At 43.5% G+C, this 414-nt stretch carries 3 tRNA genes; 2 read left to right on the plus strand and 1 reads right to left on the minus strand.

Annotation, left to right across the window (positions count from 1 at the left end):
- Positions 1–86: 86 nt before the first annotated feature.
- Positions 87–158 (minus strand) — tRNA-Arg (locus tag QME70_14015).
- Between the two features lie 83 nt (positions 159–241).
- Between QME70_14015 and QME70_14020 the strand changes: the two genes are divergently transcribed.
- Positions 242–335: transfer RNA gene (locus QME70_14020), tRNA-Ser, on the plus strand.
- 10 nt (positions 336–345) lie between these two features.
- A tRNA-Ser gene (locus QME70_14025) sits at positions 346–414 on the plus strand.

Raw genomic sequence — 414 nt, forward strand, 5'->3', positions numbered from 1 at the left:
GGTTCTTGCACCACTTTTAGGGGTTACAGAAGTTGCGTTGATGGAACTTTTTTAAAACCAAACCAAATTTAATCTGCACTATATTGTGCCCTCGAGAGGAATCGAACCCCTATCTGAAACTCCGCAAATTCCCGTTTTATCCATTAAACTACGAGGGCATGTTAAATACTCTTTAAACTTATCACAAAATTCAGTTCATTTCAATTTTGACTAAAATAATGTTAATTGTTAAAATATACTCGGAGGGGTCGCATAGTCTGGTCTAGTGCGCCTCACTGCTAACGAGGTAAGGGAGTAGTATCCCTTCGTGGGTTCGAATCCCACCCCCTCCGCCAGGGCGGGTTGTGCCGAATTGGCAAGGCGATAGTCTTGAAAACTATTGGGTAGCAATACCCTTGCAGGTTCGAGTCCTGC

The organism is Bacillota bacterium (assembly GCA_030019365.1).
Lineage (GTDB): Bacteria > Bacillota > Sulfobacillia > JACIYH01 > JACIYH01 > JACIYH01.